Origin of the sequence: Microbacterium sp., from assembly GCF_003248605.1 — a bacterium.
Taxonomy (GTDB): domain Bacteria; phylum Actinomycetota; class Actinomycetes; order Actinomycetales; family Microbacteriaceae; genus Microbacterium.
In genome coordinates this window covers 1-5186 of sequence record NZ_QFPF01000138.1, presented here as the reverse complement: position 1 = coordinate 5186, position 5186 = coordinate 1, and the positions used below count along the sequence as shown (strand labels likewise).

The following is a 5186-nucleotide window of genomic DNA, read 5'->3' as shown; positions in this document are numbered from 1 at the left end:
GATGGGGGCGCCGCATCGGGCAGTGGGGTCAGGGCGTGGTCTTCGCCGCCCTCGGCGGGATCGCGGCGGCGATCGCCCTGGGCGCCCGCCTCAGCAGCGAGCGTGCGGCCGAGCAGCTCAGCCGGGGCGCGCTCCAGGTGCCGGGCGGTGTCTTCGTGCTCGTGGCGGTCGGGATCGGCGTCGGCATCACGGGCGTGTCCTTCGTCTGGATGGGGGTCCGGCGCAGCTACCGCTCGCAGGTCTCGGTTCCGGATGGCGCTGTCGGCCATCTCGTCGATGTCCTGGGCATCACGGGGTTCATCGCGAAAGGAGTGGCTCTCGTCGCGGTCGCGGTGCTGCTCCTCGTGGCGGGAGTGCGCAACGAGGCCGGCTCGGCGGGCGCGCTGGATGGCGCCCTGCACGCGCTGCTGCAGCTGACTCTGGGTCCGATGCTGGTCGCACTGATCGGTGCGGGCTTCATCGCCTACGCCGTCTTCTACGTGTTCCGCGCCCGATACGCCCGACTCTGGCCGCGGTCGCCTAGCCTCGGATCATGAGCCAGGACGCGTCCGACACCGCGGAGAAAGCCGCCCGGAAGGCAGCATCCCACCCCGCCTTTCGCATGCTGGCGCGCGCCGGGTACGCCGCGAACGGCGTGGTGCACATCCTCATCGGTGCGATCGTGCTGGCGATCGCGGCGGGCGGCAGCGGCGAGTCCGACCAGTCGGGCGCCTTCACCGCCATCGCCGAGGCCCCGCTGGGGTTCGTCGTGCTCTGGGTGCTCGTGGCCGGCCTGGTCGCCCTCGGGCTCTGGTACGTGGTCGAGGGCGTGCTCGCCGACGGAGACGATGTCCGTAAGCGGTGGGCGCGCCGCGTCGGCGAATGGGTCAAGGCGATCGTGTACATCGCACTGGGCGTGAGCGCGGCCACCGTCGCCCTCGGCGCCCGACCCGACGGCGACCAGAGCGCACAGAGCGCGAGCGGCGCGGTGCTGACGATGCCCGGCGGGCCCTTCATCCTCGGAATCGTCGGAGCCGCTATCGTCATCGTCGGCGGGGCGTTCGTCGTCAAGGGCGCGACGCGGAGCTTCCGCGAGAAGCTGACGATGCCGGGCGGAACCGCGGCCCGGGCCATCACCGCGCTCGGGGTGGTCGGCTACGTCGCCAAGGGCATCGCGCTGGTCATCGTCGGGATCCTCGTCATCACCGCGGCGGTGACGGTCGACCCCGGCGCGGCGGGCGGATTCGATGAGGCCATCTCCTCCCTCATCACCCTCCCGTTCGGTCCGTGGCTCGTCGCGGCGGTCGGTGCGGGGTTCATCGCCTACGGCATCTACTGCTTCTTCCGCGCCCGGTACGCGCGCCTCTGAATCACTCCGGGCAGTCGTTCGCCGCGATCGGCACCGGAATGCCATCGAACCGCGCCTGCGTCCAACGGATGATCGTCGGAAGAAGCGCCGACCCGGGCAGCATGACACCCGTGTGATCTGAGGGCTCCAGCACCCGCACCTGGAGCGCGGCGCCCTCCGCGCACCGCTGCGCGACATACGTCTCGTAGAGACGCGGCGGGATGACCTCGTCCTTCCCGCCCCAGGCCAGCAGCACGGGAGAGGGCCACGGCCCCACGGCGGCGTTCTGCGCGAGCCGCTCCCCCAGCGCGCCCGCGCCCAGGTCGGCGTCGTACAGCGGCCGATCGGCCGAGACGCCCAGCGCGGCGAGCACCGAGACGATCACACCCGGCTCGGTCGGGCAGCGCTGCGTCATCTCTCGCACGATCGAGCGTCCACCGGATGCGACGTAGTCGTCGACCACCACATCAGGGTAGGTGTCGGCGTACGGCACGAGCACCCACGAGATCAGCACCGACAGCATCGCGGAGTCCTGATCGCGAGCGAGCTCGTCCGCCAGCGCAAGGGGGTCGGCGGCCGGAGACAGGGCCACCGTGCCGAGCACGCGGAGCTCGGGAGCGTATTCCGGGGCGACCTGCGCCGTCCACAGGGCCGCGTGTCCGCCCTGCGAATGCCCCCAGGCGACGATGCCGGGCGAGAGCCACATGCCCGGCACATCCTCGGCCGCACGGACGGCGTCCAGAGCGGATCGCGCCTCGCCCTCGCCGATCAGGTACGGAAAGACTCCCGCCGCACCCTGTCCGGTGTAGTCCGTCGCCACCACCACCCACCCCCGCGCCAGCGCCTCGTCGACATCGGGTATCGCCCAGCGCGTCGCCGAGGCATCCGCCAGGCTCGGCGCGCATCCGCGCGCGACGCCCGTCGTGCCGTGATTCCAGACGATCACCGGCCGGGGTCCGGGCGGCATGTCGGCGGGCGAGATGACGAGTCCGCTCGCGACGGCCCGCCGGCCGAGAGAGTCGGTCGTGCTGTACAGGATGCGCCGCACCTCGGCATCCGCGGGGATGCGGCCGGTGTACGGCCCCTCGCGAAGAAGCGTGCCCGGAGGGCTCGGGGGCTCGTCGGGAGGATCGTAGAAGGCGTCGACGACGGGTGCACCCTCGGCGAGCCAGGTGCTCACGCCCCAAGACCCCGCGGCGAGTCCCAGCAGCACGAGCGCGAGGACGTATCGACCCGCCGCCGCCGCGACCCGGCCGCGCCGGTCACCCGGCGCGGTGCCGAGCCTTTCGGGCATCCCGCGGAACCGCCGTGCGGCCCGCCACGTCAGCCCCGCCCCCAGCACGATCGTGCGCAGCCCGAAGGCTACCGCGACCACGAGCAGGGTGACATCGGGCCAGAGCAGGGCGAGAAGCCCGAACACCACCTGCGCGATGCCCGACGCCCCGGCCAGCACGCGCTCGCTGATCCGCCCGCGGAAGAGACCCGCAAGCGCACTGACGCCGCCCACGACGAGGAGCACGGCGATCAGCTCCGGCAGCAGATCGAGATTGCGGCCGAGCCACACCAGGATCAGGCCACCGCCTGCGATCCAGAGCACCGCCATCGCGATCGACCAGCGCCGGGGCACGTCGCGCGGGACGACGACCTCCATCACACCCGAGGCGATCGCGCTCACACCGACGTAGATCGCGAGCACCCACAGCGAGGTCAGCGGCCGCGTGACGATGAACACGCCCAGCACCACGAGCGCGATGCCGACGACGATGCCCACCCATGCCGGCGCGGTGCCGACGAGCCCGCGCACACCGCCGCGGCGGCGCGCGGTCGCGCGGGGCGGGCGGTGATCGGTCACCCGCTCCATGCTAGATCGGGCATGCGCACGAGGCGCCCTTCGACAGGCTCAGGGCGCGGCGCGCGGTCAGCGGCGCGTTGCCGGCCAAGGCGTCGCGCGCGGTCAGGGCGGCGCGTGGTCAGGGCGTCAGTCGAGCGAGCGCATCATCGGCGGCAAGCGTCTCGCGCTCGCCGGTGCGACGGTCCCACAGCTCCACCTGTCCATCCGCCGCACCGCGCCCGACGATGAGGATCCGCGGCACGCCGATCAGCTCGGCGTCGCCGAACTTCACCCCGGGCGAGACCTTCGGCCGGTCATCGAACAGCACATCCAGTCCCGCGGTCTCGAGACGGGCGCTCACCGTCTCGGCAAGATCGAAAGCGACAGCATCCCGACCCGTGGCGACGACGTGCACGTCGAAAGGCGCGACAGAGGCCGGCCAGACCAGCCCTCGCTCGTCGTTGTTCAGCTCCGCGATGTTCGCGAGGATGCGGGTGACGCCGATGCCGTACGAGCCCATCGTCACGGTGACGAGCTTGCCGTTCTCGTCGAGCACCTTCAGTCCCAGCGCCTCGGCGTACTTGCGCCCGAGCTGGAACACGTGCCCGATCTCCATTCCGCGGGCGAGCGTCACGGGGCCGGAACCGTCGGGGGCGGGATCGCCCTCGCGCACGGTCGCGACCTCGACGTATCCGTCGGCGCTGAAGTCACGGCCTGCGACGAGGGAGTGCACGTGCTTCTCGTGGGCGTTCGCCCCGGTGATCCAGGCCGTGCCGTCGACGACGCGCGGGTCCAGGACGTAGCGGATGCCGGTGGCCGATTCGCTGCCGAGCACCGCTCCCTGCGGCGACCACGGCCCGATGTAGCCCTTGACCAGCAGCGGGTGCCGCTCGAAGTCCTCGGGTGTCGCGGCCTCGACCGTCGCGGGCGCGAAGGCGACCTCGACGCGCTTGTCGTCCACGTCCCGGTCGCCGGGTAGCCCGACGACGACGAGCTCGCGGGTTCCGTCGAGGTGGGCGAGGGCGAGCACGACGTTCTTCAGCGTGTGCGCGGCGGTCCATCTTCCCTCGGCAGGCGCTTCGAGATGCGCGTTGGCGTGGTCGACGAGCGTGGCGATCGTCGGAGTGTCGGGCGAGTCGAAGACGACGGGCTCGGGCAGTCCGTCGAACGGGATCGCCTCGGGCGCGAGGGTCGTGAACGCCTCGACGTTGGCCGCGTAGCCGCCCTCGGAACGCACGAACGTGTCCTCTCCCACGGGTGTGGGGTGCAGGAACTCTTCGCTGCGCGAACCGCCCATGGCCCCGGCATCCGCCTGCACGATGACGTACTCGAGGCCCAACCGGGCGAAGATGCGCTCGTAAGCGTCGCGCTGCGCCTGATAGCTCGCGTCGAGCCCGGCGTCGGTGTAGTCGAAGGAGTACGCGTCCTTCATCGTGAACTCGCGACCGCGCAAGAGACCGGCGCGGGGACGCGCTTCGTCGCGGTACTTGTCCTGGATCTGGTAGATCGACAGCGGCAGGTCCTTGTACGACGAGTACAGGTCCTTCACGAGCAGCGTGAAGACCTCTTCGTGCGTGGGGGCGAGCAGGTAATCGGCTCCCTTGCGGTCCTGCAGACGGAACAGCGCGTCGCCGTACTCCTCCCAGCGACCGGTCTGCTCGTAGGGCTCGCGCGGCAACAGCGCAGGAAAGTGCACCTCGTACGCCCCGGCGTTCGCCATCTCGTCGCGGATGATCGTCTCGATCTTGCCCTTGACCCGAAGACCCAGCGGCAGCCACGCGAAGATCCCCGGCGCCTGCCGCCGGATGTAGCCGGCGCGCACGAGCAGCCGGTGGCTCGTGGCCTCGGCGTCGGCGGGGTCGTCACGGAGCGTGCGGAGGAAATAGTGCGAGAGACGGGTGACCACGATCGACAAGCTTAGTTCGCGGGATGCGCTCGCCCGCTCGTGCGGCGACGGTCTATGCCGTGATGACCTGCGCCGTGCCGATGCCCGCGTCGGGGCCCATCTCGTCGGCTATCCGATTCGCC

4 protein-coding genes are annotated in these 5186 nt (G+C 71.3%); 2 read left to right on the top strand and 2 right to left on the bottom strand.

Features of this window, described 5'->3' with window-relative positions; genetic code table 11:
• On the top strand, window positions 1–536 hold a 536-nt coding region (locus DI573_RS13650), incomplete at its 5' end, for a DUF1206 domain-containing protein (protein ID WP_292815403.1).
• Complete coding sequence (locus tag DI573_RS13645; protein ID WP_292815400.1) at window positions 533–1348, top strand: DUF1206 domain-containing protein; 816 nt, start codon at window positions 533–535, stop codon at window positions 1346–1348. The genes DI573_RS13650 and DI573_RS13645, both read left to right, overlap by 4 nt.
• Before the next feature lies 1 nt (window position 1349).
• Here DI573_RS13645 and DI573_RS13640 read toward each other — a convergent pair whose 3' ends face one another.
• Together DI573_RS13640 and DI573_RS13635 are read right to left on the bottom strand one after the other, a co-directional pair.
• Window positions 1350–3179 carry a lipase family protein gene (locus tag DI573_RS13640; protein WP_292815397.1) on the bottom strand — a complete coding sequence of 610 codons (1830 nt, stop codon included), beginning with the start codon at window positions 3177–3179 and terminating at the stop codon, window positions 1350–1352.
• A 118-nt stretch (window positions 3180–3297) separates the two neighbouring features.
• Entirely contained in the window at window positions 3298–5064 is a 1767-nt protein-coding gene (locus DI573_RS13635; protein WP_292815395.1) for a proline--tRNA ligase, read from the bottom strand.
• Window positions 5065–5186: the final 122 nt, after the last annotated feature.